Source organism: Larkinella harenae (genome assembly GCF_054780515.1).
On sequence record NZ_BAAGWE010000012.1, the window covers coordinates 60,425 to 84,675 of the forward strand.

Genomic DNA, 24,251 nt, shown 5'->3' on the forward strand with positions numbered 1-24,251 from the left:
ACCAGATCCATTTTGACATGCTGTCCTGCTAACTTATCCATTTGTAAAGTTCCATCCAGGGCACCCAACCCGTTTTTGTCTGCTTGAATACCATCAACTTACCTTCTCCACATTTCATGGAAAAACAACTGTATTCTACATAAAAGATACAGACAGAATGATTCCGGATAAAGATAGGCTTTGAAAAGCTGTAGTATCTTGAACCATACTGCTTTTTCAACTCCTTATCGTCCCTGGAATAGCCGCGGATAGTACGTTCCAACGCAGCCATATTCAGGAGTTTTCCACTCTTAAATAATTGGCTAGTCCAACTAAATTGGGGCAGTAGCCTTAATTCGCGCTGGATGTGGCTCCGCTCCTGCCGGGTTAACTTTAAGTAATCAGCAGGTTCCTGCCGCTTGGTTTTAAAGGCATCCTGTAAGGTATCCCGCGCCAGCGCTTTCTGCAAATTCGTTAGTTCACTTTCCCAAAATTTATCCAGGTAGGTAATCTGTGCGGATTGACCGAAAAAATCGTGGAGAAATGCGATACTTGACTGATCCTGACCGTAACCGTTGGCCCCTGCCAGAACAATCACCCAAAAACTAAATAAAGATTTCATCCATTCGGTATTTCAGCATTCTGTTGGATCGTCAAAACCGATAGTTTATGCCTGCTCCCAGCATCGAACTAATTCCGGCCCGGTTCAAATCAGCCCACCGGAACCGAATGTCGACACTCCACTGCGGGTCGAAGAGCCAGTCATATTCCAGGGCGACATGCCCGCCCGTGTTGAGTTCGTGGCGCTTTTGCCGGTCAATCGCAACCGCCTGCAAACCCGTTGGGGTAAACATAGCGGTGGCCCCCCGATAGATATCGTCACGTCGGTACCAGGCCGATAAACCGGCCCCCACCCGCAGTGCGTGACGTGGGTGGTGTAGCAGATCAATAAATGCCGTTGCATCCATCGTAAAGCGTTCCCGGTGATTAGCCCCCGGATCTACTTCGTTGAACGGTTGATTGGAAGTCACCTTAACCAAGTATCCCGCTTCGGCGGCCACCACAAAACGGTCATTCCTGAAATGATGGGCAATCCGGCCGACGTAGCGTAAACCAACCGCATCTGGCGCATCAAGCGAGGTCAAGTCAATGCCCAGCCGAACCGAATTACGGTTTTTCGGGACTTGAGCCTGGAGGGAAGTCATCCAAAGCAGACCGATTAGCAGGGTGTAATAACGAGCCATGCGTAGAATGGTTTTGGTTATTGTCGGTACCACTCAATGAGTAAGTTTCCCGTGGTGCCGGCTTCACCCGTAATGAGCAATTCCGTCGCCTGATTTGAATAGTAGTCGCCCGTCAAAGAAGTGCCCGTATAGGTACCTGCTTTTAGGGTATCACGGCGAATGGCATAACGTCCCTGGTTGCCTTCTAGTTGGTCAACAGCTAACCAAACAGGCCCATTAATGGTGCCACTGATTCGCAGGGTGAGCGAGTAAGGAGTGCCCTCGTAAGGAGGCAGTAGGGTGCGGAGTGGTGCAGAAAAATCCTGGACGATCACCCGTTGGTAGGAGCGATCAATTAGAGTCAGGTCACGACAGCCCATCAAAGCAAAAGCCAACGCACTTATTGCCAAACAATTCCGCCAAGAAGCTTTTTCCATCTGTTCGTGTCAGAGCTTTACTGGAACAAAGTACCCTAAAACCATTGGTTTCCCAAACTCCAAAAAATAGAGTATGTTATACAGGCTGGCTTTGTCCAAAGTTGATCACGGGGACACTGACCATGTGGTACCAATAGGTGCGTAATTGATCCCCATAAACCCGCCAGTCGGAATAAGAAAAGGGTTTGACGGTGTACGCGGTTGCCCCCTGTCGGTAGCTCTCTTCCATAATTTGTGTATTCTGGCTGACCGATAAGACAACGATGGGTAAAAACCGTCCCTGAGGATGCCGGCGCATGAGCTGCAAAAATTCCAACCCATTCTGGCCGCCTTTCAAGTCCAGATCCAATAACACCAGCCGGGGACCGGGGCCGTTCAGTTTATCAAAATAAGCCACTGCCTGCTCAAAATTAGTGACTGCGATTAAAGTAGCTTCCGGAAAGACCTGCTCACAAGCCCGGCTTAAAATTTCAGCAACAGCCGGATCATCATCAATTAACAGAATACAAAAAGAGTCGGTCTCAGAAGAGGATGACATTGATACGAAAACACTAAGAGTTGGTAAAAGGACTCGTTGGATTGTCAACCCAGAGCTTAGGCGTGCTGGCGGTCGAAAACCAATACGTTGCCAGGTACTGCACGTAGGCTTTCCACTCCGTATATCCAAACGGTTTATTGGTAAATATATTAGCACCTTTAGCATATGCTTCCCGCACGATTTCTTCTTCGTGAACAACTGACAAGATAATGACGGGCAACACGCGGTAGAGCGGATGCTGTCGAATCCAGGCCAATAAATCCAGCCCGTTTTTATCCTGTTTGAGGTCGATGTCCAGTATAATTAAACGCGGAACCCAGCCCGTTGCCGTGGTCAAAAAGGACTGAGCGGATTCAACACTCATTTTGTGCAAAAAATTCGCCTGGGGAAATTCAGCTTTGGCAATCTGATTGAGGATATCATTTATCTGCCACTCGTCGTCCACCAGAAGAATAGGGAATACATCCGGGTCATTAATCGCTATCGTGTCGGTCATGGAATGAAAATGCTGCGCAGGCAGACCTGTTTAATTTGAATTGGTGCGTCGGGTTGGAATTCGGGCCATGGAGAACCAGTATTGGCGCACCAGGTTGGCCAGGTCTCGCAGTTCATTTTGCGAAGAAGGCTTAACCATAAAGGTGTTAGCGCCTAGCTCATAGCATCGATTGATGTCAATCTCACTATCAGAGGTTGACAAAATAATGACGGGAATATGACGATACCGTGGGGAGTTTTTGATCTGTTTGAGTACATCGAAACCGCTAATGGTGGGCATGTTCAAGTCCAACAAAATTAAGTCAGGCAAAAAAGTCGGTTTACGAATTCTTTCCAAAACCTGGGTACCATCAGAAGCAAACTGAAGGCGAAATTTCTCGGAAGTTTGTTGAAACGCCAACTGGATTAAAAACTGATCATCCTCATCATCATCCACAATCAGCACATTAAATGTTTTGCTCATCCGGTCGGTGAAAGTACGGAATGGCCCCGAAACAAGGCCATTTTTATGAAAGGTAAAACAGAATTTTGCATTATACAAATACCTGATTCTGGCCACCAGCACCCCTATCCACACAGGAGAGCTGAAAAAAGTGGACTATTTTCAGGTTAGCGTTGAGCTCTATCCTTCAGAACAGCCTAATGTATGAAGCTGATGAAAATAAATAGCCCGATGACTCTTCACTTGTTCCAACTGGTACCTTTTAGCTTGCAACGTATCCAGGATGCAGAGATCAGCCGCAAAAACGGTGGTGCATTCAAGCTGCCGAATGGTCAAATCCATTTTCTGAATCCGTTTCTGTAAATCAGTAACTCGCTGTGCTATACTTGCCATTCAATCCTACAGGCTACGTTGTTGTCTACCTTATCCTAGTAGAAATAACGGCAAACACACAGATTTTGTTGAAGCAAAGTTAAACAAAATCTGATTTACATCCCTGCGTAGATTGATTGCACCCCTAGGTTGGCTCTGATCAGTGAGCAGCAAAAGTACATCAATCGTGCGAGCTAGCTATTGTTATTGCCTGAACCTTGCGTTATTTCCCGTAAGCCCTGGAAGTACATCGGCAAATATGGGGAGGAGTTTCTGAGATAAACAGTATGGGCGGCAGTCACTTCTACATAGTGACCAGAGGTACCTCGATACAATCAGAATCGTCATTCGAGGCCACCTCTATGACGTAGTCAAGCCTATGTCCAAAGCGCCTGGCTGCCGTATCGATACCAGGTCAGTTTCTGGGGAAATCGACAAATGATCGGTGTAGCTAGAGGATTCTCTGGCCTAATCAGATTGTTTGAGGGGGTAATCCGTTATCAAACGGCTTCTTTTCTTCCCCTTTCCGGTTCACTTTTTAGTTGCACGTCAATGTCTGGCTTAGCTCGTAGCAGTTCAGCAATAAAGCCCATCTTATCATTGGGCGAGATAAGCACACTGTCGAACCGATTGTAGATCAGTTCAATTCGGTCAAGTGAGAGAGCCGGAGAACTGATCGGATTCCGGGTTTCGATGATTTTTTTGATGGTTTCAATGGGCAAGGCTTTGTGGAAAAAAAAGCCCGACTGAATTCGCAGGATGCCCGCATCTATTTGATAGCGGGTTGTCATAAACAAATGAGCGATCAAAAGGGAAACAACCGTTACGATACCTGTTCCCGCCCAACTGCCTTTGTAAACCAGTAAACTACCTATGCCGAATAAAAGCCCGGCCAAGGGGATGATCAGTTCAAGTCCTATTTTGGATTTATATGTAGTCATTGTTGCGGCCATTTCTCCGAGGTTGTTTTGACGGGCTTTGCCGTGGATAATATACTAAACAAGTCACAAATACCCATAGAAAAGGTACTTCCATGCAACGCTAAGATGGTAGTAATTAATCGTACGGTTTTTCATCATTGCAGGCAAGCAGCATTGTAGCGCTGAATAGCCCAGTCGATATATTTTTTTGCAACCGAATTGGCATTTTTAGTAACTTCATAGTCTGTTAATGCCGTGTATGTCGTACCTCCATCTTTTGCCCATACATTCTAACCTGAAAGTTGGTGATATTATCTATCACGATCCTGCTTTCCTGGGGTGCCATTTCTGGCGCGTCGTGGAACTGGATCGCACCGGGTATGTGCTGTATAATTGTGATGGGCTAGGCACGTTAACCAGACAGGTAAAGTCCTTCTTGCTGCGACCCGGCAGGACCGTTACCTGGAAGCGAGCAATTCGGTCTAATGTACCGCCACGCATCACCTCCATTCCCGTACTGGCGCCCCTTGTACCTGATTTTAATCCATTGGAATAATTACGTTGGTTACCTTCCAACTCAACCAATCACGTGAAAGGACAATACGCATCTCTTTCCCTCTTTTATCCGGTACATAAGCCGAAAATTTACTAAAGGAGTCGTACGAATAATGGATATTTGAAAGCGGATCTTTCGTTGCCGGTTGCGTTGATACATTTTTCCCTAAAGGCGTCCTCTCTCCTTTCAATATCATGGAAAGCCCGGTTGGGGTAATCATTTTATCCACCATTACCCCGGCAAACAGTGAACCTAGCATACCCCATCCGTCCACTTTCCCACCTTGAATCGATTCCATGGTTTTGGCATTGAGCTGATCTTTGATTCCTTCCCGAAGCTGTGGAAAATCAACATTCTCGGCAATTTTCTCCGTATCTCCACTCCTGACCCCACTCCGAAGTTGATAAACAGTAAAGAATGGGCCAAAGCCGACAACGCCTAACAAGGCGACTAAAGCAAAGAGAGCATAATGGATCGGTTTCATACGTTATAGTGATTATTTTGTAGCGTCAAGAGGTAAAGCTGATTACTCAGTATGAATACAGGTCACTTTCCAATTGATCCTGCCCATTGATTGGGCTTTCCTCAAATCCAAGCTTATTTTTTACCCTAAATGAATAGGGGTTCGATATTCCCTTGCTTCAGCAAGTTTTGTAGCTATATCTCGACGGCGGTAAATACCCTAGTCCTACTTTTCTTTTTTGCATTCCCAATCGAATCCTACAGTGAGTCCATTCCTGCTTGACACACGTTACTGATACGCTTCATCCCACCCTATTGATCGAAAGGAAGCTTTAAGAAACGCAGACTTACCCTGCTTCTCTTCGACCTTTATAGAATTGCAGGTTGCTTCTCAGCATAGACCAATCTTATAAACGTGGTTTTATTCTCGCTTAGCGCTCGCCCACTGAAAAAAACGCTTTTCTCAAAAGTACCAGGAGTTGACTCATTTGTGACAGGCTTTCCTTTCCAAGCTGCCGACCTTTGATTCATCAAACAGAACAACAATCCTTGAAACAATAGACGCCATGAAAGCCCTGATCAACACCTTGCTCGTTGCCGTTGCCTTAACAGCTGCTTCCTTCAACGCCGTTAACGCCAACCCGAAAGAACCCAAAAAAGCGGCCGCTTTCCAGACCGGCATCTACACCACCACCGAGGGCAAGTTGCAGGTAGCCGTTCAAAAACAAACCACCAGCCCAGTCCTGGTACAGTTGCGCAATGCGAAAGGTGAGCCCGTCTTTGCCCAGCGCATCGGCAAGAATCAAGGGGCGGTGCGTTACCGGTTGGATATGAGTAACCTGCCCGACGGGGTGTACCACCTCGCCGTAAGCAACGGCGTGGAAATAACCACCAAGGAAATAACGCTGGAAACCCAGCAACCCAGCCAGCCAACCCGATTGGTAACTATCCAGTAAGTGATTCGTCAGTACCAATTTATGCTACCCCTACCCCCCAAGGTGGATCGTACTATTCATGCAGGGCATTACACCTTTGCTAACCCCATCCCCTTTAAAATCATTTCCAGCGCCCACTGTAGCAGCGCATTGGATTCGTCGCTCGCTAACCCATTTACATCTTTATTGGCAATCATCGGCTCAATGCCCGATAACACGGTGATAATCTGTTTGAGCTTGTCAATGTTCTGGGCCCCGATTTGTTTGGCATAAGGCTGCAGCACGGCTGCCAACGCAGCCGGTCGCCGGGCTCCCCGCAATGAATTCGACTGGCCTTTTTTTACGGACTCATCCAACACGACACTCAGGTATTTCCGAAAAGCGGTCTCGTGATCCTGTGCCAGTCGATTAAAGTAGCTTTGAACATACAGGAGCGAGTCGGTTAAATTCATCTTTTTTACATCCTCCAGAAAATCATCCGGTTGCTTAACCCGTAACGATAAGGTTGCTTCCGCGTAAAGCATATCGACATTGGAATAATACCTGTAAATGGTAGCGCGCGAAATATTTGAAAAATTTTTACCGATTCGTATGCTTTTTTAGCATTCCGTCGAAAGCCATGTTGCTTCTTTCTCAGTTTGTTCGACGACCAAACTACACATCATTATTGAAACGCGATACGCGCTTTCTGTTTTCTTTTTACTCAAAAAGGTGGGTAGATCGTTATACATAGTATGTTTGTATACTTATTACATAGGTAGATTTTAAAATGTGCACATATGTGCACTGAATGACAGAGAGTATTGTTTACAACCCAGTCATTTGGCTGGGCTTTGTTTTTGATGAGGTTGCGGGGTACTAGCCGTACAAATAATTCCAGCAAATAGAAATAGACTAACTACAAATCAGATAAATACTAGCACGCCATTACAAGATAATTGTTTCATATATTTTTATAAAAACAGGTTGCATATGGCAAAGCAATTTTCAGCACGAGACATATTGTATATTGAAAAGGGGAATGGGGATATGCGACGAGCGATTGGCCGTTTGTGGTCCGTTGACTACAACGATGATGAATACGCCCAAATAATGAAAGAAATTGAGTTGGCTCAAAAACGGCTGAGCGATTTTCTCGCTACGTTAGTTCAAAAGCACTGAAGCGAAATAAGGGATGTTGAAAAGAAAGGTATTACCCATAAGCCACCCAGCCCCGGAAGCCAAACCCCATGTAAAATAAAGTAACTCCCGAAAAACCCGCATCCTGTAACACGGCTTCATCCTGCTCCGGAGATAAAACAGGAAGCCGCACGCGGATAGCCGCACTTGCTTTCTGAGCCGCTTCTGAGTTGATACCACGGCTGGAAGCAAAGGCCGCATACCGCCCCAACCAGCGTGTTCGATCAGGCTCGCTTTGGGGAAAACTGAGGTGCGCCACCACGAACGGGGCACCTGGCTTTAAACGGCGACGAACTTCAAGCAAGGTGTGAAGGCGTTCTTCGCGGGAAAGAAAGTGTAACGTTAAAATACAGCTTGCGGCATCAAAAGGTCCTTCGGGCGCGGTATCGATGTAACCTTCATGAAATTGGACCCGACTCGTCAATGGGCCGAGCGTTGCTTTTGCCAGCTCCAGCATTTCCGCAGCCGGATCAACCCCATCGAATTGCCAGCCGGGGTTTGCTTCGGCAAAAACTTTAAGCTCCAAGCCCCCACCCGCGCCCAGCACCAGCACCCGAGCAGAATCTAACGCACGTTCGGCTAACAGTAACATGGCCATCTGTTGCAGATCGGCAAAGCCAGGCACCACCCGGGGCGGATTTTGGGCATAATTAGCTACAGCTGCTGGATCAGCAAAGGGATTGTTTGACGCAGCGGGATGAACAGGAGCATTTTTCTCTTCGTTTGACATAGCTAAATACTGGCTGAAGGCACAAGTGACCGATCCTTTTTCACGGGCGAAAATAAAGCAATCAACTAAAGAAAGGAACAGGTTTCAGCATCAACTGGGGCTTGCCCAGGGCACCCAATACGTTCGGGTGCCATTATTGGAAATGCACGATTAGCCTGGCAGGCAGTCCAAACCTATTTTGCACGGTTTGATCGATGCGTCCGGAATGCCGGCCCAGCGGAATGCCGGCCCAGCGCATATCTGCCCTTTGTATCTTGATGCGACCCAAGCTGGCAAGAATAAATTAATCAGTAGATTAATAGACTATTCCCCATGCTCGTTCGTTCTTTACGTACGGAATATGCAACGATTAATCCCCAACAGCTTCCAGCCGTCAGGAAATAATAGGTTGACAGACCCCTGAAACCCTTCTGATGATGACGGCAACTCACTTGAAATTTCTCAACCGGGATAAATCCCTTTTCTTTTCTGTTTTACGATCGCGTATTGAACAGCATTTTCTCAAAAACGGCGTTTCCAAGGCCGGAGAGCGCCCGATCCTGTACAAAAGCCTTGTTATGCTTGGCTTGTACCTGGTTCCTTACTGTTTGATCCTAACCAACCAGTTTTCTGGCCCGGCTATGCTCGGATTTGCCGCTTTAATGGGGTTAGGCATCGCGGGTGTCGGCATGTCGGTGATGCATGATGCCAATCATGGTAGCTTTTCGTCTCGCCCCTGGATCAATCACTGTTTCAGCGGCAGCCTTTACTTACTGGGAGGGAACGTGTATAATTGGAAAATCCAACACAATACGCTTCATCATACGTACACGAATATCGACCAGTTGGACAGTGACATCACAGGAAAGCCCTTTTTACGGCTCTCAGACCAGCAACGGCTTTACAAAATGCATCGATACCAGCATCTGTATGCCTTTTTGCTATACGGGTTGATGACCTTTTCCTTTCTGGTTAAGGATATCCGGCAAGTCTGGGATTTCAACCAGAAAGCCCGTCAGCGCCTGACGAAGCCTTTTCCGGTCAACCAAATTCTGATTTTAATTGCCAGCAAAATCCTGTACCTTCTGTTTATCGGCCTGCTACCGCTCCTCTTGACCGATCTCACTGTCCTTCAATGGCTTGCCGGTTATTTGGTTATGAATTTTGTAGCCGGTTTTGTGTTGAGCATTATCTTCCAGTTGGCCCATGTGATCGAAGAAGTCGATGCTCCCATCCTGAATGAAGATGGAAACATCGAAAATGCCTGGGCCATCCATCAACTTGAGTCGACGGCTAATTTTTCAAGTTTTCGACTAATATCCTGGTTTATTGGCGGCCTGAATTTCCAGATAGAACATCACCTGTTTCCTTCCATCAGTCATGTACACTATCCTTCCATTGCGCCAATTATCCAGGCAACGGCGAAAGAATACGGGTTGCCATACCACCAAAAGGCGTCCCTATGGCAGGCGCTGTCGTCCCATGTTTCGCAACTTAAAAAGCTTGGCAAGCCGGTAGCTTCGCTTCCAAAACCGTTATTTTGCCCAAAATAAACGGTTGTAAAAACCTAGATAGCTTTCCGTACTTTAACGGCATTCATTCCCCTTGAGGTCATTTCCACTTCAAACGAAACCTTCATACCATCCAGAATGGGGTCAATAAGGCCACTAACGTGGACAAAGATACTTTCCTGGCTTTTGAGGTCCTTGATAAATCCGTATCCTTTCGACTCGTTGAAGAAAGAAACCACGCCTTGTCGAACTTCGTCAGCAGCATTGATGGCTTCTTGCCGAGGAACGCCGATCTGGATGTCATCCTGGTTAATGGTTTTCTTTTTATGGATATCGGGCGGGGTGGTGGAGAGATTCCCGTTCTCATCCACGTAGGCAATCATATCATCAAAATTCTGGCCTTTTTGCGCACTAGCTTTCCGCTCCTCCCTCTTCTCTTCTTTTTCTTTCCGCTTTTTTAACCGCGCTTTTTCTTTCTCTTTTTTTGTAAACGTTTCTTGTGATTTAGCCATAGTACCTGAATGGGGTTGAATTATTGCTTCCTACCCAGGAAGCAATTTACTTTTATTTAGAAGTTAAATAGGTGATCACGGATTCAAAATCCGGAAAATGCATTCGAATCGTATCCTGATCCCGGTCCTTGTAGTCAACAACAAATTCTTTGGAATAATGGATGGAAACGTCAAAAGCCGTTGGCTTGGCAAAACCGCTCCTTCTAAAATGAAGGCGAAAGAGCGTTAAACCGTCATAGCTCGTAGAACGGTGAAAGTTCGAGAGGAAATATCCTCCCGTAGTCGGAATAGAATACTCCTGTATTTTCCGAAGCTTTTGCGCTAAAAAATCCATAGTATATCAAGTTTTAAAATGAACGTGCAACGGTCTAAAGCATTCATCCTTCAGGATAAATAAACTCGAATCACATCGCACCACCTAGCAAGGATGAACGCATGGGCATAAACGGTATCCGGATCATTCTTGAGACCCTCTTCAGAACTACCAAACCCGGCAATCGATCAGCCCGCTTTTCAGAAATGTCAACTCTTTTTATCAATTTGTGAGAGGTCAGAAACCAGCCAAATGGGTGTAGCCGGATAGGGCCTCTTTCAGTACATACTAACATGTTGTATTGGTTAAGCGTAATAGATCAAAACGAACCACCGTTCAGCAGCTCGTTTTTCCGAAAAATTTAACAGAAAGAAGTGCTTAACTAAAAAAGATGCGGCAATGAGGGGAGCAAATGACCAACCATTCCGAAACCGATCAAGCAGAAGCAGGTATTTAAATAACGCTTGCAGCGCTTTTAAATTCCCATTAGTCTGAATTTTATTCAAATATATCAATTTGAATAAAATTTCTACCAAGAATTCCTGGTGTATTCGTCAGGTGTACAGAAAAAACGTCCCAACGAAGAACTTAGGGAACTCAAGCGCTTGGTAGACCCAAACAGCATACCCCTTACGGCACCATCGGGTTAAGAAGTTCACTTCGTCGTCCGTGGTTCGGGCCTTGCCGTGAATTCTAGGCCGATTTATGGGTAGACGCTTTACACGTGATAACACATCGCTTGCCGCCTTCCTATATGTGGGGCAACTTACCGTAGAAACTTGGTTCATACCGGGCGTGCATGGCGAGTCATGAACCCGCTCAAGGGCTACGCTTTATATCGAATTGCAATCACGAGTTCCTTGCCGGATTTTAGAGGAAAGATGGGTTGTGGTGCAGGGCTGAGGTAGGATAACCGGGCGTCGGCTGATTGAAACAACGGTTCAAACGCTGCCGGATCTGTTGACAGGTCTGCCGCATTTGTTGCGCTTTCTGCCGAATCTCTCGTCTGATCTGTTCCCGTTCTGTTGCAGAAGGGCAGGATGCCAGATAATGATCAATCGCGTTCCGACTCGCATCAATATCCTTTCCTGACTGTATTTGGCGGATGGTTCGGATGATGGCTTCTTTCGGCGTTTCCATAAAGGTTCAGTTAAATCACTGACTATCTAACGCATTTTGTCTGATAATGTTTTTAGAAACGCCATCAGTAACGAGAATTTGCCTTCTTACAATTCGACCATGGTACTTGGCTGACGGCAGAACGTTGCTTAGAAAACCGTATGGATAGCGGATAGCGTGTGCCGCTAACTTCCTTACATTTCATAGGGTTGGCGAAATCGGTACAGAAAACACAAAGGCTCCCTTCCAGCCAACTTAACCTATTGCAAGGTCATACTTCGTAGAAACAGCCAATCGGTTGGAACGACAGAAACTGAAGCAGTAAGTTTCCAGAAAACCGGGATCCATGAACCCGCTACGCTTTGGAGGGAAGCTTAACGCTTTGAACCCAATAAGCAATAATTCTGTCGGCAAGATCCTTTAAGGCATTGATACCGGCCGGTTTAAGCATGTAGGCGTTGGCGCCAGCATCATAACAACGCTGAATGTCATCCGGGTGATCCGAGGTCGTTAGCATCAGCACCGGAATACTGCGCAGTCGTCGATTGCTTTTAATTTGCTGAAGCGTCGCTAAACCATCCAGAATGGGCATGTTTAAATCCAGCAAAATCAACGAGGGCAGGTCTTTATCGCTCACCGAGCTCAATTCGTCGAGCAAATCCTGCCCGTGATAGAAGAAACGGACTTCACATTCTGGCTGATGACAGCCAAAGGTTTGAGTCAACAGATAACGGTCATCCTCGTCATCTTCGGCCACCAGAATTACAAAATGAGCAGTCATTTTTATGCAAGCCAGTTACGGTAATTAACGGTCAGTTTTACAAAAATAGAAATTTCTAACGGCATCGGCTACTGTCCATCTTGTTGGTATACGTTTATTTCCAAATAATAATCAATCGGTCCAAAGGAGCAGGTAATGGCAATGGAAGGTCTTTAGATTCCCGCTTTACTGACCGAGCTTATTCAAGCCCTTACCACCTAATTTTGATTTGGCAAGGCTTATCGTTTATCCCGCTTAGACAGAGGTAGTATTCTGCGGGATTATTTTGAATCACCTCCACCGATAGACCTGGCGAGGAACCGCGCTCGGTAAGCCGACATTTTCGATGATCCAAAAAGATTGGTATCGCCACTTGGAAAAAGTATATTTTTATTCCAAAATATGTATTATTTTTCACCGCTTGCCGAAAAAACTGTAGTCTAGACGGATCATCATACTGCAATCGATGGATAGAATTTTACTACTGGTTAATTTACTTGACGCTCACAACCAACCCCAGGAAGTTACTTGTACGGTGCCCACAGAAGAGGATGCTTTTGACGTGGTCAGCTACCTGGCCATGGGGACGGATCAGCTACAGGCCGCTTATCTAATTGACCGGGAAATGCCCGCGCAAGTCCTCAAATTGCCTACGGAGGTGTTCAATGGGGATTGTTTTTCTAAACCCATTAAACGTTTACAGAAACAATGGCGTACCCTTTTAGAACAACGCCGTCCTGCAAACAACCTAGACCTCAGCTGGCTGAGCGAGCTAACCCGAAGGCGAATTAAGGTGTACGAGTCTCAAATCACCCGGCTGACCAAAACGATACAACGCCTGGAAACCATCCTTCGGCAAAGTAAATCCATCCGTGATATTTACCGACGAAATGTGCTTGTTCACCGCCATCACTCGCTCCTTGCGAGGTACCAGCAACAACTCAGGCGGGTTAAGGAGGCATTAACTGCGGCCGAAAGCCGCCTGGTTCATCTGGATAGCTGACAGCGTTGCAGAAACGAGCGTGAACTGCCATCGCTTTTATAGAAGGAATCTGTTGTCCTACCGCACGAACACCCCGATTTATAATACTTCCTGTTTTGTGACAATGTTCTCATCAACCACTTGGCTATTCTTTTACCCTCATTCACGCGTTAGGCCCGGCCATTGCCTCATTCCTGGCGATGACGTATAGCCCAAATCGGCTGCAACGGGGTTTAAAGTCTATTTAAATGCCAAATGACGATGGTATCTTAAACGGCCTGGTTCTCGAACTTGGCCGTTTTTTAAGCTGCATCTGTATGAAGTTCTTTATACCCCTTTCCAGCGACCCGAACCAGTCCGAGCGAATTTTTCAGGGGGATGACTACGAAGGCAGTGAAAAGTAAATTAACAATCCGCTGACCGGATAGTGCCCTATGATTTGGAGTTCTTTTCTGCGGTATAGTGGTCATTGCGTGGCTATAGAGTGGTAGTCAACGGATCTCCCCTTCCAGGGACTTAACGACCTTCGCCGGAATTCCGGCGACGACAGTATTGGGAGGTACATCCCGACTCACTACAGCCCCAGCGGCAACAATGGAATTTTCGCCAATCGTAACACCGGGTAAGAGGGTAGCGCCCGCACCAATCCAGGCGTTTCGCTGAATGACAATGGCCCCGGGAAGAACTGTTTTGCGATCACCAGGGTCCAGTGGATGGTTTTCGGAAGTGAGATTTACCCGAGGGCCGATCTGTACATCGTCTTCAATGGTGATACCGCCAATATCCAGGAACGAACAGGCATGGTTGATAAACACCCGTTTACCCAACCGGATAAACTGACCAAAGTTTGTATAGAACGGCGGAAAGATAGTTGTTGACTCGTCTATCGGTGCGCCGATGACCTCACTCAACCGACTACGCAATTGATTAACATCGGTAACCGTCGAATTCATTTCCGTACAGCGCTGAATGGTGCGTGCTACAACCGCCCAAAACCGGGCGATTTCGGGATCATCCGGGCGGAGCGGTTCGCCCGCCTGAAGCCGTTGAAAAATGTCGGTATGGAGGGGCGACGGGCTCATGATTCGTCAAGTAGGTTGGCGTTGTCAATGGGTTGGCGGCAGCGGTCTTATCCAGCGCGCAGCAGTTTATCGGGCGTAATAGGCAGTTCGCGGATGCGCTTTCCCGTCGCGTTAAACACGGCATTGGCCAACGCCCCGGCAAATCCAATCAAAGCGATTTCACCCATGCCTTTTGCCCCCATCGGATTGATGTACGGATCGGGCTTATCAATGAAAATGGTTTCAATAGACGGCACGTCCGCGTGAACCGGCACGTGATAATCGCCTAGATTATTGTTGACAAACCGGCCATACCGGTGGTCGATAACGGCCTCTTCGGTCAATGCCATCCCGATCCCGCCCGTTACCCCTCCGATCATCTGGCTAGCCGCTGTCTTGGGACTAACAATCCGGCCTGAATCCGCCACACTTACCGCATTCGCGACACGCACGACCCCAGTCAGCGGATTGACCCGTACCTGAACGAAATGCACGGAAAACGAGTACATGGAATAGTTCTGCAAGTCCGGCCCGCCTTTCGACGCTCCACTTTTATCAATTACCATTCTGTTGCTGGCTTGCATCAGGTCGGTTACGGCTACCTTTTTACCCGGTTGTTTCTGAACAAACAACACCCCATCGGCCAGCGTTAGCTCCGTTGCTGTCCAACCCGCCAAGGGACCACCGTCTTTGGTAGCCAGCGCAATCAACTCATTCTTGATTGTGGTGCAGACATCGAACACAGCCGAGCCCACCGCTGAGACGATGGCCGAGCCCCCTTGCGTGGGGGCTTTGGGCAGCGACGTATCTCCATACTCGACCTTGATGCGGTTCAGGGGCACGCCCAGCACCTGGTGAGCAATGACCGTCAGGGCGGTGCCCGTGCCTGGTCCAATGTCGGTAACGGCACTCTGTACGGTCAGTGAACCATCTGCTTTCAAGAGCGCTCGGGCACTGGCCTCCCAACGAAAAGCATTGAAGACGCCCGTGCTCATCCCGTACCCCACCAGCCAGTCTCCTTCGCGCAGGTTCCCCGGTTGAGGGCTGCGATTGCGCCAGCCAATCGCAGCAGCCCCTTTCTGGTAGGCTTCTTTCAGGTGTTTACTGGAATAAGGCCGGTTATGTTCGGGGTCGGTTTCGGTATAGTTTTGCAGGCGAAATTGGATGGGGTCAAGCCCCAGTTTGTGGGCCATTTCGTCCATCGCCGATTCCAGGGCAAACGCACCCGTGGCTTCCCCCGGACCACGCATCCAGATCGGTACACTCCGATGGAGTCGCACAAGGCGGTAGCGGGTGCTTACATTCGGGCATTCGTACATGAACTTCGTCATGTTGACCGTCGCTTCCGTAAAGTCTTCGTAGCTGGCCGTTTCCGCCGTGGCCGCGTGGGCAATCCCAATTAGCTTGCCGTTCGTATCGGCCCCCATCTGAATGGTTTGCACCGTATAAGGCCGATGCCCTACCAGCGTAAACATTTGCTGGCGAGTGACCACCAGCTTCAGCGGCCGGCCAATTTTTCGGGCAATCGCCACCACCGCCGTTTCCTGCGGCCACGTGCGCAGTCCCATCCCAAAACCGCCCCCCATGAATTCGGTATGGACCTGAATATTTTCCGGATCAAGCTTAAACGCCTTGGCCATCGCCTGCTGAGTTGCATTGACGCCCTGCGTTTTGGCGTAAATCATCAGCTTATTGCCTGCTGTCCAATGGGCTAGAATTCCGTGCAACTCCATCGGGTTATGCACTTCAATGGGAATTGTATAATGAGCTTCCAGCGTAACGGGTGCGGTTTGATAGCCGTCAGCTTTTCCCCGTACATAGTCGCCCGACTGACCGGGTTTGATCCCTTCGGTCACGTGTTTGTTCAAATCCGTACGGGGAGCCTGTTTGGTATAGGTAGCCTTTACCAGCGAAGCTGCATAAGTAGCCCGCTCGTAACTGTCGGCCACCACAATGGCGATGGGCTGGCCATCGAAGAGGATTTTAGGACTGTTTAGAATCCGGTAGGTTTCTTCCGTTTGTGGCTTGGGCGGTGGGCCGTCAGCCTCGCCCCCTACGGGCGCATCCCAGCCCGGAATGGGTGGCATATTCTGGTGCGTAAATACGCCCAGCACACCCGGAGCACGCCTGGCTTTTTGGGTATCCAGGTTGGTAAGAGTACCCCGCCCAATCGCGCTACCGACCAGAACACAATAAGCCATGTTGGGCAATTCAAAATCAGCGAAATACTTGGCGCCCCCGGTTACTTTTTGCCGTCCGTCTACCCGGTCTAACGCGACCCGGTCTAACGCGACCCGGTCTAACGATTGTTTATAAGTATCGTTGGTCATGATCAGGCGGTTTTAGTGGCGGTTTTCAACGCTTCCATAAGGGAGTTGGGCGCCAGCGTCAATTTGAAGTCATTCTCACCATACCCTTTGGCCCCTTTCATGGCCAGATTGGCGGCCTGTTTGAAATTGGCTTCCGTGGCTGTTTTACCCCGTAAAAACGCTTCCACTTCCGTTAATCGCCAGGGCTTATGAGCCACCCCGCCCATCGCCAGCCGTATGTCCTGAATGGTATCCTTTTTTAGGTGTACCCCAACGCCCACCGACACCAGCGCAAAGGCATAGGAAGCCCGGTCGCGCACTTTCAGGTAGAAGGAATTATCGGCGAAATCATTCATCGGCACATCCACCGACAAGATCAACTCATCAGCCTGGAGCGTATTGTCTTTCTGGGGCGTCGTACCCGGCAGCCGGTGGAATTCGCTAAACCGAATAGCCCGTTCGCCCTTCGGTCCCACAACGTTTACCGTTGCTTCCAAGGCGGCCAGCGCGATGCACATGTCGCTGGGGTGCACCGCAATACAGGCCGCAGAACGGTCAGTAGGTGCCCCCTCGGCTGATTCCGCACCAAAAATGGCGTGCATCCGGTTATACCCTCCAATGGCTCCGCAGCCTACCGGTCCATTGGCTCGTCCTTTGTCGGGACCATCCTGAACGGGACTGCGTTTGTTGCAGGGCATCGTTGGATCATAAAAATACGAACACCGGGTGCGCTGCATGATGTTGCCACCGACCGTCGCCATGTTGCGCAGCTGGGCCGAGGCTCCGGCGTTAAGGGCCATCGAAAGAAGCGGAAAATGTTTCTTCACCAAGGCATGTTCGGCCACCGTTGAGTTTTTAGCCAGGGCTCCAATGCGCAGCCCCGTGGCCGTTTTCACAATGGAGGCCAGCGGCAGCTTATTGATGTCAATGAGCCGTTGGGGCGTAATAACCCCCCGTTTCATGAGGTCAACAAGATTGGTTCCACCCGCCAGAAAGTAGGTACCACTTTCCTGCGTCAGGGCCGCTATCGCGGCTTTAGGGGTTGTTACCCGCGTATATTGAAATGGATTCATACTTTGGCTCCTCCCTGTTTAACGTCGCTAATGGCCGCAACGATGTTGGCGTAAGCACCGCAACGGCAGATATTACCGCTCATATACTCCCGGATCTGATCAGGGTTATCGGCATGGCCTTCCCGAATACAGGCCACGGCTGACATGATCTGTCCGGGGGTACAATACCCGCATTGAAAGCCGTCGTGTTTAATAAACGCTTCCTGCATAGGATGTAATTGATCCCCATTCGCCAAGCCTTCAATGGTCGTTACCTGGCAACCTTCGGTGGTCAGACCCAGTGTCAGGCAGGCATTGACACGCTGGCCATCAATGTGCACCGTACAAGCCCCGCATTGGCCGTGGTCACACCCTTTTTTGGTCCCAGTTAGATGGAGTTGTTCACGCAATAAGTCAAGTAAGGTAACACGCGGCTCAATCGATAGCCGGTGCATGGTTCCGTTGATTTCGACCTGAAGCGGCATCAAGAACACAGGGGCCGCCTTTTCAGGTTGACCCGCTTCAACGGTGGTCAGGGCAGCTGGGGGCGTAAGTGCCAGGGCAGCCAGTGCGGATGATTGTTTTAGAAAAACGCGCCGGGACGCGTTCGGGGCCTCCATCTCATCCCCGGAATGCTCATTGCCATTCATAACGCCATTTTTTTGAGATTGGAAATCCTTGTTGGAATAAACACAGGCAGGTTGATCACGCCATCTCGTCGGTGACTCTTCCAGCACCAGGCCCTGGACCAGGTTCCACAAGTCGCTTTTACCCAGCCCGCATGGAGCCGCAAGGTTAGAAATGTTGTACAGAGCAGGCCGGGGTAGCGCCCCTGAAGCGCCTTCGCGTAGATTATCCGTTTTTTACGCTACAGCGTGGCCATGTCGATAACAAATCGGTAACGAACATCTCCCTTTACCATTCGGTCATAGGCCTGTTGTATCGCGTTGATGTCAATCATTTCGATGTCCGAAACAATGTCATGCTCAGCACAGAAGTCCAGCATTTCCTGCGTTTCGGCGATCCCACCAATGTTTGATCCTGCAATGCTTTTGCGACCGATAATCAGGCTCAGTGCCTGAACAGCAGAGGGAGTTGGCGGAGCGCCTACACAGATATGGACCCCATTCACTTTTAACAACGACAGGTACTGCCCATAGTCATGCTCTGCTGAAACGGTGTCCAGGATAAAATCAAAGTGCCCGCGCACCGATTTAAGCTGATCCGGATCACTTGTCACCACAAAATGGTGGGCTCCCAGTTTTTTAGCATCGGCTTCTTTCGTTGGAGATGTGCTCAGGACGGTTACTTCCGCCCCTAAGGCAACCCCAAATTTCACCCCCATATGTCCCAATCCACCTAATCCCAGCACGGCTACGGAATGCCCCGGCCCCACCTTCCAGTGGCGCAAAGGAGAGTAGGTCGTAATACCGGCGCACAGCAGAGGGGCGGCAGCCGCCAAATCCAAGCTTTCCGGTATGTGAAGCACGAAGTCTTCATTGACAACGATGGTATTGGAATAACCTCCATAGGTGGGGGTTTTCTTATCCTGCTCCAAGCCATTATAGGTTTGACTATTGCCGTTTAAACAATATTGCTCCAGACCATGCTGACAGGATTCGCACGCGCGGCACGAATCAACCATGCAACCCGTGCCCGCCAAATCGCCGACGCTGAATTTGGTCACATTGCTGCCCACGGCTACTACCCGGCCCACGATCTCATGACCCGGCACCATAGGGAAAATACTTCCTCCCCACTCGTCCTTGATCTGGTGCAGGTCGGAATGACAAACACCACAGTAAAGAATATCAAATTGTACATCGTGAGGACCCACTTCCCGGCGATCAAAATTCCAGGGGGCCAGGTCCGAATTCTTCGTTTGGGCCGCATATCCTTTCGCTGCAATCATAACGTTCTGTTGTTTTCCCTTCTAATAATTTTCAGATGCAAAGCTACGGCCAGCAAGGCTGATCGGGTAAAAGAATTCAAACCGATACTTATACTTTTCAAACCTCCATCCTACGAAAGCTACGGGGGTTAGTACCCGTTAGCTTTTTGAAAAAGTTGTTGAAATACGAAGGATATTCAAAGCCTAAGGAATAAGCAACATCTGAAATGTTCCAATCCGTATGCTGCAGCAGGGCCTTTGCTTCGCTCAGAACTCGGTCAGCAATGTGGGTGGTGGTAGATTTGCCAGTTACCTCATTAATCGCCCGGTTAAGGTAGTTAACATGTACATTGAGGATGTTGGCATACGCTTGAGCCGTAGTTAGTTGTAACGGACGATCAACGGTCTCAATGGGAAATTGACGCTCCAATAGTTCAAAAAACACAGCCGTAATCCGGGAAGCGGCACTTTTATGATGGTCGACGTTTTGAGAAGGCTCTAATTTGAGCGCTTCATGAATGATCAGGTGGATGTAATTGCGTATCAGATCGTCTTTATAGGAATAACTGGTCTGTTGTTCCTCCATCATTTTTTGGAAGATCGTATTTAAAAACGCCCGTTGCTGCACACTTATTGGTAAGATCGGCGTGCCGCTGAGTTTGAACAAAGGGGAATTTTGCAAGCTCTCTGACCGATCCGACACCGTTAAAAAATCCTCTGAAAATAAGCAGGTATAGCCCACATACGTGGTTGAAACAGTTTCCCAGGAATAAGGGATATGGGGGTTACCAAAAAACAAAACCGTATCGTTAGCCTCAAAACTCCGGTCTGCGTAATGGATGATGCTTTTACCAGTGGTTAGGCAAATTTTATAGAAATCCTTCCGGCTGTACAGACGGGTCGCGTTGCTGTCACTGTCTATCTGAAAAACGTTGAAGCCTTTTAGCTTGAGTTCAGTATTGAATTCCGAGACCGAACGTATTTTTTGAACTCCCATGCCCTAAGTTAAGAAATTCAAATCAAAATACGTTCTTTCGCTTCCTGCCACAATTGGAACAGTTGTGGCCATTAAACCTTATAAGCCCACGTTGACTATGGGTACTATTTCTGGTGTTTCCGGTGAACTGGATCAAGGCAGTACCCTGGTATACCCAAGCCATTTTCACAGGGGCAACTAGGAAACAAGCCAAACCAGCCCTTTGTTTGAAGACCGTCCTTTTGAAGATCAAGTGCACCACTTCTGCCGCGGATTGAAACGGTATAAAAGGGCCTGACCTGTTTTATTCAATCGATTATAAATCAAGCACGAAGAAATAGCGCGCGATTTTCATAAAACCCTGTTTCAAATGAACCCGTGGCTCCTGCCGGAAACTGGCCTGCGCATTCGGGTTGACGGTGTGGGAGAATTGGCGTCGCTCTATCTCGTTGTCGAACGCTTTGTTTGCATGAAAACCCATGTGGTTTCATCACGCTCTGCTCTAGCGCGTTGTTCAATAAACTAAATGCCATAGCCGCTTTTCCTGAATCCAATACCATACATCTAAAATATATTTATCCGCACAAATTTGACAATTTGGCAAAAAACATGCTATAGTTGCAACATAAACTACATTTCTTGTATGACTCGTCTTGCAGACACCTCTCTACCTAGCCCCGTTAACCCGAATCGTTCTGCTTCGCAGCGGCTTGATCAGGAGAAAGCCCCGGCCGCAGTTGATTCCGGATGAAACGGGAGGTGAAAGTCTTTGACTACCGGATACCCGGCAAAAGAGCAACACCTAACAGGCTCCACGAAGCGAGTCAAGCCCATGTGACACCTACTGAAATGATCTTACAACCGCATCTTAATCAACTATGTCTATGTATTTCCGACTCGAACAACACCCCAACGAACAAAACCGCTACCAGGTGCGTCTGATGGACGACACCAAGATCATTATGATCAGCGAAGTGTTCAGCAGCAAAGTGGATGCCCTAACCTGTATCCGCCGAGTCAAGCGGGCCGCCCTGCACGTTGATAATTTCGTAATCTGGGATATTGACAGTCACCGTTTTAACTTGTACTACGGCGACGGCCAGTTAATCGGCGCGGTGAAATACAAAATGGCGCAGGAACGGGACGAGGCCCTCATGCTGATCCGTCTGGCGATCGTTGATGCAGACGTTCATGATCACACCAAGGAGTTTCAACAGGCGGCTTAACGATGGACTATGAAGTACGCGTTACGTACCTGAATACCCAAATCTGTTTTTCGCGCTCGTTTGCCAAGGAGGCTGGGTTGTATGAAGGGTATGTCATTAAGTCGGACGAAGAATTATTTGATCTGGTTGAGCGTTTTAACTACCATGTACGGAATAGCGCCTATCTGGCGTATTACACCCAAAATCTTTGCCAAAACTGATCTGATTAGCGCGTAGAAGGAGTTACCCTACTTACAGTTGATAAAAGCCTTTTATGCTCGGAATGGGAAGGTTGCGCGGTTGATGGCAGCAAACGGTTTTTTGAGGACGCTCCTTTTCTAGAAACATCAAAGGATCTGCATTTAATTTTCAATACCTTTGATTTTTACATACATTCTTATGAATACGACAACTTCGTTTGAAGACTTATGCCTGCGGCTTTCCAGCGGGTCCTCGACGGATCTGAGCGCCCTCCTACCGGATGGTATTCAACACGAGGTAGGGCATTTTAACACCTTTAACCTGGCCCAGATCACCCAGCCAACCCGCGAAAAACCAGCCGTGCCTTATCCTTGCCGCGCTTTTTATAAAATTAGTTTCCTAATCGGTCGCTCTCTGGTCCAGTATCCGGATCGCACCGTCGAAATCTCGCAACCAACGCTGCTCTTTTCAACCCCCAAAAAACCGTTCCACTGGCTACCGCTCGATCGGCAGACCGGGCCATTTTGTGTGTTTACAGCGGATTTTCTCCATCCCAGCAAAAGTGGCGTGATCATCGACGAACTGCCTATTTTTAAATCGCCGGAACACCCGGTTTATCCGCTGTCTGAGCCCGATGTAGCCAGAGTACGCGCTATTTTTGACCATATGCAGGCCGAACTCACCTCCAATTATGCCTATAAGTACGATTTGTTGCGTGCTTACACGCTGGAGCTGATCCACCTCGGGCAAAAGCAACAGGCCACGACCCTGCTTCACCCCAATCACAGTGCCTTTGCGCGAACGACATCGTTGTTTGTCGAGTTACTCGAACGCCAATTCCCGCTTGAAAATCCTCAGCAAAAAATAGAACTCCGAACCGCCAAACAATACGCCGATCACCTCGCCGTCCACATCAATCATTTAAACAAAGTTCTGAAAGAAACCACCGGCCTAACGACGACTGAGCTCATTGCCGGCCGCATCCTACAGGAAGCCAAGACCCTGTTACGCCATACCACCTGGACCATAGCCGAAATTGCCGACAGCCTTGGCTTCTCGGACTTTGCGCATTTTGCCAAATTTTTTAAAAACGAAACGACCTTTTCACCAGGGGCTTATCGCGGCCAGACAAAAAGTTTGAATTATACATAAAATTGATTGGTCGAAACAAACCTGAACTACGTCATTTGGCGGACTTTTGTGGTGTTCTGTTATTCATCCAATAAGCCTCATGACGACGCAAAAAATCGCATTAATAACCGGCGGAAGCCGGGGGATCGGCAAAAACATTGCCTTAAGTCTGGCCGCAAAAGGCGTAGACATTCTGCTTACTTATCGCAGAAACCATACCGAAGCCCAGGCAACCGTAGCGGCTATCGAATCACTTGGACGTAAAGCCATTGCCTTCCCCCTCAACACGGCCGACAGCAGCAGCTTTGCAGCCTTTTTCGAGCAAGTTAATGCGGCATTGGCCGCTACGTTCGACACCAACCAGTTTGATTTCCTCATCAATAATGCGGGAACTGGCCTTACGGCACCGTTCACAGAAACCACCGAAGCTCAGTTCGACGAAATGATGAATATTCATTTGAAAGGGGTTTACTTCCTAACCCAAAGGGCCCTGCAGCATCTTCGGGATGGCGGTCGGATTGTCAACATTTCTTCCGGCGTTTCGCGTTACTCCTTTCCTGGCGCTTCTGCGTACGGGATTATGAAAGGCGCGGTTGATGTCTTCACCCGGTATCTGGCCCTGGAATTAGGAAGCCGGGGGATTTCGGCTAATGTCGTGGCACCCGGTGCCATTTTCGGGGGTGGAGCTATGGAAGATACCCCCGCCATTCGAACGTTTGTAGCGGGGTTAACGGCCCTGGGACGCGTTGGTTTACCCGACGACGTGGGTGGTGTGGTTGCTTTTCTGTGCAGCGATGAAGCCAAATGGGTCAACGGCCAGCGCATCGAAGTAACGGGTGGTATGAATCTGTGATAGAATTCGGTGCCAAGTGTTCCTTTTGAATCCCTGTATTTCTTGGTCTGCGGCAGGTCAGCACCCGCCAGGTAGGGCAGCCGGTATCCAGCAGGTCGAAATCAATCCTTTTTGTGAAACTAACCTAA

At 48.6% G+C, this 24,251-nt stretch carries 30 protein-coding genes; 9 read left to right on the plus strand and 21 right to left on the minus strand.

What is annotated here, in order from left to right:
• Positions 1 to 28: 28 nt before the first annotated feature.
• The 6 genes from ACYVH9_RS28770 to ACYVH9_RS28795 all read right to left on the minus strand — a co-directional run bounded on the left by ACYVH9_RS28770 (position 29) and on the right by ACYVH9_RS28795 (position 3,135).
• Positions 29 to 601 (minus strand): hypothetical protein, encoded by a 573-nt coding sequence (locus ACYVH9_RS28770; RefSeq protein ID WP_460639902.1) that lies wholly within the window; start codon positions 599 to 601, stop codon positions 29 to 31.
• 31 nt (positions 602 to 632) lie between these two features.
• Positions 633 to 1,223: a hypothetical protein gene (locus tag ACYVH9_RS28775; protein ID WP_460639903.1), complete on the minus strand. Its 591-nt coding sequence runs from the start codon at positions 1,221 to 1,223 to the stop codon at positions 633 to 635.
• Between the two features lie 17 nt (positions 1,224 to 1,240).
• Entirely contained in the window at positions 1,241 to 1,582 is a 342-nt protein-coding gene (locus ACYVH9_RS28780; protein WP_460639904.1) for a hypothetical protein, read from the minus strand.
• 133 nt (positions 1,583 to 1,715) lie between these two features.
• Positions 1,716 to 2,177 (minus strand): response regulator, encoded by a 462-nt coding sequence (locus ACYVH9_RS28785; protein WP_460639905.1) that lies wholly within the window; start codon positions 2,175 to 2,177, stop codon positions 1,716 to 1,718.
• Between the two features lie 13 nt (positions 2,178 to 2,190).
• Positions 2,191 to 2,673 carry a response regulator gene (locus tag ACYVH9_RS28790; RefSeq protein WP_460639906.1) on the minus strand — a complete coding sequence of 161 codons (483 nt, stop codon included), beginning with the start codon at positions 2,671 to 2,673 and terminating at the stop codon, positions 2,191 to 2,193.
• Positions 2,674 to 2,703: 30 nt separating this feature from the next.
• Positions 2,704 to 3,135, minus strand: a complete 432-nt coding sequence (locus ACYVH9_RS28795; protein WP_460639907.1) for a response regulator — start codon at positions 3,133 to 3,135, stop codon at positions 2,704 to 2,706.
• A gap of 183 nt (positions 3,136 to 3,318) precedes the next feature.
• Here ACYVH9_RS28795 and ACYVH9_RS28800 point away from each other — a divergent pair, with 183 nt between their 5' ends.
• Complete coding sequence (locus ACYVH9_RS28800; protein ID WP_460639908.1) at positions 3,319 to 3,477, plus strand: hypothetical protein; 159 nt, start codon at positions 3,319 to 3,321, stop codon at positions 3,475 to 3,477.
• A 509-nt stretch (positions 3,478 to 3,986) separates the two neighbouring features.
• On the opposite strand, the gene ACYVH9_RS28805 is transcribed toward ACYVH9_RS28800, so the two are convergent.
• Positions 3,987 to 4,439, minus strand: coding sequence for a PH domain-containing protein (locus tag ACYVH9_RS28805; RefSeq protein WP_460639909.1), 453 nt, complete (start codon positions 4,437 to 4,439; stop codon positions 3,987 to 3,989).
• 506 nt (positions 4,440 to 4,945) lie between these two features.
• The gene (locus ACYVH9_RS28810) at positions 4,946 to 5,446 is read right to left on the minus strand and encodes a DUF2939 domain-containing protein (RefSeq protein ID WP_460639910.1); all 501 of its coding nucleotides are present in this window, start codon (positions 5,444 to 5,446) and stop codon (positions 4,946 to 4,948) included.
• A 544-nt stretch (positions 5,447 to 5,990) separates the two neighbouring features.
• On the opposite strand from ACYVH9_RS28810, the gene ACYVH9_RS28815 reads away from it, so the two are divergent.
• Complete coding sequence (locus ACYVH9_RS28815) at positions 5,991 to 6,380, plus strand: hypothetical protein (RefSeq protein ID WP_460639911.1); 390 nt, start codon at positions 5,991 to 5,993, stop codon at positions 6,378 to 6,380.
• Between the two features lie 68 nt (positions 6,381 to 6,448).
• On the opposite strand, the gene ACYVH9_RS28820 is transcribed toward ACYVH9_RS28815, so the two are convergent.
• On the minus strand, positions 6,449 to 6,883 hold the full coding sequence (locus ACYVH9_RS28820; protein WP_460639912.1) for a hypothetical protein: 435 nt from the start codon (positions 6,881 to 6,883) through the stop codon (positions 6,449 to 6,451).
• 448 nt (positions 6,884 to 7,331) lie between these two features.
• Between ACYVH9_RS28820 and ACYVH9_RS28825 the strand changes: the two genes are divergently transcribed.
• Positions 7,332 to 7,520, plus strand: coding sequence for a hypothetical protein (locus tag ACYVH9_RS28825; RefSeq protein WP_460639913.1), 189 nt, complete (start codon positions 7,332 to 7,334; stop codon positions 7,518 to 7,520).
• Between the two features lie 31 nt (positions 7,521 to 7,551).
• Here ACYVH9_RS28825 and ACYVH9_RS28830 read toward each other — a convergent pair whose 3' ends face one another.
• A complete protein-coding gene (locus ACYVH9_RS28830; protein ID WP_460639914.1) occupies positions 7,552 to 8,268 on the minus strand; it encodes a class I SAM-dependent methyltransferase in 717 nt (238 codons plus the stop codon).
• A gap of 416 nt (positions 8,269 to 8,684) precedes the next feature.
• On the opposite strand from ACYVH9_RS28830, the gene ACYVH9_RS28835 reads away from it, so the two are divergent.
• Positions 8,685 to 9,800, plus strand: a complete 1,116-nt coding sequence (locus tag ACYVH9_RS28835) for a fatty acid desaturase family protein (RefSeq protein ID WP_460639915.1) — start codon at positions 8,685 to 8,687, stop codon at positions 9,798 to 9,800.
• A gap of 14 nt (positions 9,801 to 9,814) precedes the next feature.
• Here ACYVH9_RS28835 and ACYVH9_RS28840 read toward each other — a convergent pair whose 3' ends face one another.
• From ACYVH9_RS28840 to ACYVH9_RS28855, 4 genes are all read right to left on the minus strand, one after another.
• Positions 9,815 to 10,270 (minus strand): cold-shock protein, encoded by a 456-nt coding sequence (locus tag ACYVH9_RS28840; protein ID WP_460639916.1) that lies wholly within the window; start codon positions 10,268 to 10,270, stop codon positions 9,815 to 9,817.
• A gap of 52 nt (positions 10,271 to 10,322) precedes the next feature.
• Positions 10,323 to 10,604, minus strand: coding sequence for a hypothetical protein (locus tag ACYVH9_RS28845; RefSeq protein WP_460639917.1), 282 nt, complete (start codon positions 10,602 to 10,604; stop codon positions 10,323 to 10,325).
• Positions 10,605 to 11,453: 849 nt separating this feature from the next.
• Positions 11,454 to 11,723, minus strand: a complete 270-nt coding sequence (locus ACYVH9_RS28850; protein ID WP_460639918.1) for a hypothetical protein — start codon at positions 11,721 to 11,723, stop codon at positions 11,454 to 11,456.
• A gap of 334 nt (positions 11,724 to 12,057) precedes the next feature.
• Positions 12,058 to 12,483, minus strand: coding sequence for a response regulator (locus ACYVH9_RS28855; protein WP_460639919.1), 426 nt, complete (start codon positions 12,481 to 12,483; stop codon positions 12,058 to 12,060).
• A 445-nt stretch (positions 12,484 to 12,928) separates the two neighbouring features.
• Here ACYVH9_RS28855 and ACYVH9_RS28860 point away from each other — a divergent pair, with 445 nt between their 5' ends.
• Positions 12,929 to 13,465 (plus strand): hypothetical protein, encoded by a 537-nt coding sequence (locus ACYVH9_RS28860; protein ID WP_460639920.1) that lies wholly within the window; start codon positions 12,929 to 12,931, stop codon positions 13,463 to 13,465.
• A gap of 470 nt (positions 13,466 to 13,935) precedes the next feature.
• Here the strand turns inward: ACYVH9_RS28860 and ACYVH9_RS28865 are convergent, their stop codons facing one another.
• The 7 genes from ACYVH9_RS28865 to ACYVH9_RS28895 all read right to left on the minus strand — a co-directional run bounded on the left by ACYVH9_RS28865 (position 13,936) and on the right by ACYVH9_RS28895 (position 21,214).
• Positions 13,936 to 14,526: a sugar O-acetyltransferase gene (locus ACYVH9_RS28865; RefSeq protein ID WP_460639921.1), complete on the minus strand. Its 591-nt coding sequence runs from the start codon at positions 14,524 to 14,526 to the stop codon at positions 13,936 to 13,938.
• 47 nt (positions 14,527 to 14,573) lie between these two features.
• The gene (locus ACYVH9_RS28870; protein WP_460639922.1) at positions 14,574 to 16,835 is read right to left on the minus strand and encodes a xanthine dehydrogenase family protein molybdopterin-binding subunit; all 2,262 of its coding nucleotides are present in this window, start codon (positions 16,833 to 16,835) and stop codon (positions 14,574 to 14,576) included.
• A gap of 2 nt (positions 16,836 to 16,837) precedes the next feature.
• Positions 16,838 to 17,887 (minus strand): FAD binding domain-containing protein, encoded by a 1,050-nt coding sequence (locus ACYVH9_RS28875; RefSeq protein WP_460639923.1) that lies wholly within the window; start codon positions 17,885 to 17,887, stop codon positions 16,838 to 16,840.
• Entirely contained in the window at positions 17,884 to 18,516 is a 633-nt protein-coding gene (locus ACYVH9_RS28880; RefSeq protein WP_460639943.1) for a (2Fe-2S)-binding protein, read from the minus strand. The genes ACYVH9_RS28875 and ACYVH9_RS28880 overlap by 4 nt, the downstream gene beginning before the upstream one ends.
• Before the next feature lie 218 nt (positions 18,517 to 18,734).
• Positions 18,735 to 19,778, minus strand: a complete 1,044-nt coding sequence (locus tag ACYVH9_RS28885; protein WP_460639924.1) for an NAD(P)-dependent alcohol dehydrogenase — start codon at positions 19,776 to 19,778, stop codon at positions 18,735 to 18,737.
• A gap of 97 nt (positions 19,779 to 19,875) precedes the next feature.
• Positions 19,876 to 20,754: a helix-turn-helix domain-containing protein gene (locus tag ACYVH9_RS28890; protein WP_460639925.1), complete on the minus strand. Its 879-nt coding sequence runs from the start codon at positions 20,752 to 20,754 to the stop codon at positions 19,876 to 19,878.
• Positions 20,755 to 21,049: 295 nt separating this feature from the next.
• Positions 21,050 to 21,214 carry a hypothetical protein gene (locus ACYVH9_RS28895; protein WP_460639926.1) on the minus strand — a complete coding sequence of 55 codons (165 nt, stop codon included), beginning with the start codon at positions 21,212 to 21,214 and terminating at the stop codon, positions 21,050 to 21,052.
• 397 nt (positions 21,215 to 21,611) lie between these two features.
• Here ACYVH9_RS28895 and ACYVH9_RS28900 point away from each other — a divergent pair, with 397 nt between their 5' ends.
• From ACYVH9_RS28900 to ACYVH9_RS28915, 4 genes are all read left to right on the plus strand, one after another.
• Entirely contained in the window at positions 21,612 to 21,959 is a 348-nt protein-coding gene (locus ACYVH9_RS28900; protein WP_460639927.1) for a YegP family protein, read from the plus strand.
• Between the two features lie 2 nt (positions 21,960 to 21,961).
• The gene (locus ACYVH9_RS28905) at positions 21,962 to 22,159 is read left to right on the plus strand and encodes a hypothetical protein (RefSeq protein WP_460639928.1); all 198 of its coding nucleotides are present in this window, start codon (positions 21,962 to 21,964) and stop codon (positions 22,157 to 22,159) included.
• A gap of 178 nt (positions 22,160 to 22,337) precedes the next feature.
• Positions 22,338 to 23,291, plus strand: a complete 954-nt coding sequence (locus ACYVH9_RS28910; RefSeq protein WP_460639929.1) for a helix-turn-helix domain-containing protein — start codon at positions 22,338 to 22,340, stop codon at positions 23,289 to 23,291.
• Between the two features lie 79 nt (positions 23,292 to 23,370).
• Positions 23,371 to 24,123: an SDR family NAD(P)-dependent oxidoreductase gene (locus tag ACYVH9_RS28915; protein WP_460639930.1), complete on the plus strand. Its 753-nt coding sequence runs from the start codon at positions 23,371 to 23,373 to the stop codon at positions 24,121 to 24,123.
• Positions 24,124 to 24,251 lie beyond the last annotated feature (128 nt).

What these genes read in the sequence shown, in the direction of transcription:
- ACYVH9_RS28770 (WP_460639902.1), bottom strand. Translation starts at nt 601, where the DNA reads ATGAAATCTTTATTTAGTTTTTGGGTGATTGTTCTGGCAGGGGCCAAC.
- ACYVH9_RS28775 (WP_460639903.1), bottom strand. Translation starts at nt 1,223, where the DNA reads ATGGCTCGTTATTACACCCTGCTAATCGGTCTGCTTTGGATGACTTCC.
- ACYVH9_RS28780 (WP_460639904.1), bottom strand. Translation starts at nt 1,582, where the DNA reads ATGGGCTGTCGTGACCTGACTCTAATTGATCGCTCCTACCAACGGGTG.
- ACYVH9_RS28785 (WP_460639905.1), bottom strand. Translation starts at nt 2,177, where the DNA reads ATGTCATCCTCTTCTGAGACCGACTCTTTTTGTATTCTGTTAATTGAT.
- ACYVH9_RS28790 (WP_460639906.1), bottom strand. Translation starts at nt 2,673, where the DNA reads ATGACCGACACGATAGCGATTAATGACCCGGATGTATTCCCTATTCTT.
- ACYVH9_RS28795 (WP_460639907.1), bottom strand. Translation starts at nt 3,135, where the DNA reads ATGAGCAAAACATTTAATGTGCTGATTGTGGATGATGATGAGGATGAT.
- ACYVH9_RS28800 (WP_460639908.1), top strand. Translation starts at nt 3,319, where the DNA reads ATGAAGCTGATGAAAATAAATAGCCCGATGACTCTTCACTTGTTCCAA.
- ACYVH9_RS28805 (WP_460639909.1), bottom strand. Translation starts at nt 4,439, where the DNA reads ATGGCCGCAACAATGACTACATATAAATCCAAAATAGGACTTGAACTG.
- ACYVH9_RS28810 (WP_460639910.1), bottom strand. Translation starts at nt 5,446, where the DNA reads ATGAAACCGATCCATTATGCTCTCTTTGCTTTAGTCGCCTTGTTAGGC.
- ACYVH9_RS28815 (WP_460639911.1), top strand. Translation starts at nt 5,991, where the DNA reads ATGAAAGCCCTGATCAACACCTTGCTCGTTGCCGTTGCCTTAACAGCT.
- ACYVH9_RS28820 (WP_460639912.1), bottom strand. Translation starts at nt 6,883, where the DNA reads ATGCTTTACGCGGAAGCAACCTTATCGTTACGGGTTAAGCAACCGGAT.
- ACYVH9_RS28825 (WP_460639913.1), top strand. Translation starts at nt 7,332, where the DNA reads ATGGCAAAGCAATTTTCAGCACGAGACATATTGTATATTGAAAAGGGG.
- ACYVH9_RS28830 (WP_460639914.1), bottom strand. Translation starts at nt 8,268, where the DNA reads ATGTCAAACGAAGAGAAAAATGCTCCTGTTCATCCCGCTGCGTCAAAC.
- ACYVH9_RS28835 (WP_460639915.1), top strand. Translation starts at nt 8,685, where the DNA reads ATGACGGCAACTCACTTGAAATTTCTCAACCGGGATAAATCCCTTTTC.
- ACYVH9_RS28840 (WP_460639916.1), bottom strand. Translation starts at nt 10,270, where the DNA reads ATGGCTAAATCACAAGAAACGTTTACAAAAAAAGAGAAAGAAAAAGCG.
- ACYVH9_RS28845 (WP_460639917.1), bottom strand. Translation starts at nt 10,604, where the DNA reads ATGGATTTTTTAGCGCAAAAGCTTCGGAAAATACAGGAGTATTCTATT.
- ACYVH9_RS28850 (WP_460639918.1), bottom strand. Translation starts at nt 11,723, where the DNA reads ATGGAAACGCCGAAAGAAGCCATCATCCGAACCATCCGCCAAATACAG.
- ACYVH9_RS28855 (WP_460639919.1), bottom strand. Translation starts at nt 12,483, where the DNA reads ATGACTGCTCATTTTGTAATTCTGGTGGCCGAAGATGACGAGGATGAC.
- ACYVH9_RS28860 (WP_460639920.1), top strand. Translation starts at nt 12,929, where the DNA reads ATGGATAGAATTTTACTACTGGTTAATTTACTTGACGCTCACAACCAA.
- ACYVH9_RS28865 (WP_460639921.1), bottom strand. Translation starts at nt 14,526, where the DNA reads ATGAGCCCGTCGCCCCTCCATACCGACATTTTTCAACGGCTTCAGGCG.
- ACYVH9_RS28870 (WP_460639922.1), bottom strand. Translation starts at nt 16,835, where the DNA reads ATGACCAACGATACTTATAAACAATCGTTAGACCGGGTCGCGTTAGAC.
- ACYVH9_RS28875 (WP_460639923.1), bottom strand. Translation starts at nt 17,887, where the DNA reads ATGAATCCATTTCAATATACGCGGGTAACAACCCCTAAAGCCGCGATA.
- ACYVH9_RS28880 (WP_460639943.1), bottom strand. Translation starts at nt 18,516, where the DNA reads ATGAATGGCAATGAGCATTCCGGGGATGAGATGGAGGCCCCGAACGCG.
- ACYVH9_RS28885 (WP_460639924.1), bottom strand. Translation starts at nt 19,778, where the DNA reads ATGATTGCAGCGAAAGGATATGCGGCCCAAACGAAGAATTCGGACCTG.
- ACYVH9_RS28890 (WP_460639925.1), bottom strand. Translation starts at nt 20,754, where the DNA reads ATGGGAGTTCAAAAAATACGTTCGGTCTCGGAATTCAATACTGAACTC.
- ACYVH9_RS28895 (WP_460639926.1), bottom strand. Translation starts at nt 21,214, where the DNA reads ATGGGTTTTCATGCAAACAAAGCGTTCGACAACGAGATAGAGCGACGC.
- ACYVH9_RS28900 (WP_460639927.1), top strand. Translation starts at nt 21,612, where the DNA reads ATGTCTATGTATTTCCGACTCGAACAACACCCCAACGAACAAAACCGC.
- ACYVH9_RS28905 (WP_460639928.1), top strand. Translation starts at nt 21,962, where the DNA reads ATGGACTATGAAGTACGCGTTACGTACCTGAATACCCAAATCTGTTTT.
- ACYVH9_RS28910 (WP_460639929.1), top strand. Translation starts at nt 22,338, where the DNA reads ATGAATACGACAACTTCGTTTGAAGACTTATGCCTGCGGCTTTCCAGC.
- ACYVH9_RS28915 (WP_460639930.1), top strand. Translation starts at nt 23,371, where the DNA reads ATGACGACGCAAAAAATCGCATTAATAACCGGCGGAAGCCGGGGGATC.